This window comes from Polynucleobacter sp. 35-46-11 (assembly GCF_002281105.1).
On the sequence record NZ_NCFJ01000665.1, the window covers coordinates 1 to 1207 of the forward strand.

The following is a 1207-nucleotide window of genomic DNA, read 5'->3' on the forward strand; positions in this document are numbered from 1 at the left end:
AACCCGCAAGGCAGCTTCCTGGCTAATCTAAGTCAGTCCGATAGAAACGCAATCAAGATTGGGTTGACTGGTACGCCTCTGCTTGGCGATGACTACAACTCTAGGGCATTGTTTGGAGATTACATCCACAAGTATTACTACAACGCCTCAATCGCAGATGGTTACACCCTTCGCCTAATTCGCGAGGAAATCGCTACTAATTACAAGATTTCATTGCAGGAAGCTCTTGCGGCAGTTCAGCTACAACAAGGTGATATTGATCGTAAGCAAATCTACTCACATCCGAAGTTTGTAGAGCCGATGCTTGACTATATTGTGCGTGATTTTGAGAAAAGCAGAACTGCACTTGGCGACTCTAGCATAGGCGGCATGGTAATTTGCGATAGCGCAGATCAAGCTAAAGAGATGCATAAAATCTTTAATGCAGTTTACGCAGATAAAACAAGCTCCAGCAGCGCTGAGCCTGAAGGCTACGCAGCACAAGCAGCAGAGAAGAATCGTGTAAAAACTGCCGCGCTAATTCTGCATGATATTGGCAGCAAAGATGAACGCAAACAGTGGGTAGAAGATTTTAAGGCTGGCAAGATTGATTTCTTGTTCGTCTACAACATGCTTTTGACTGGATTTGATGCCAAACGTTTGAAAAAGCTCTATCTTGGACGAATCATTAAAGCGCATAACCTACTACAAGCTCTTACCCGTGTGAACCGAACTTACGGGGATTTTCGCTATGGGTATGTAGTTGACTTTGCGGATATCCGGAAGGAGTTTGACAAGACCAATAAGGACTACTTCGACGAGTTGCAGTCAGAACTTGGTGACGAAGTTGAGCACTATTCTAACCTGTTCAAATCATCTGAAGAGGTCACGCAAGAGATTGAAGCTATCAAAGATGTTCTGTTTAGTTTTGACATCCAAAATGCAGAGGAATTCTCTCGCCAGATTAGTCAAATTCAAGATCGCACAACGATATTAGCTCTCAAGAATGCACTTGCTGATGCCCGCAATCTCTACAACTTGATTCGTTTGCAGGGAGAGTATTCATTACTCCAACAGCTGGATTTCAAGAAGCTCAACCAGCTTTATCGCGAAACTAGCAATCACCTTGAGCTTCTTAACTTAAAAGAGACGATTGAAACAGCGTCTGACACGAGCAACTTGCTAAATGTTGCCTTGGAAGATGTGATCTTCAAGTTTGCCAAGATCA

1 pseudogene is annotated in these 1207 nt (G+C 43.5%); it reads left to right on the top strand.

Features of this window, described 5'->3' with window-relative positions:
* Positions 1-63: 63 nt before the first annotated feature.
* Positions 64-1207 (top strand): annotated as a pseudogene (locus B7Y67_RS18590) (type I restriction endonuclease subunit R); the annotation flags it as partial.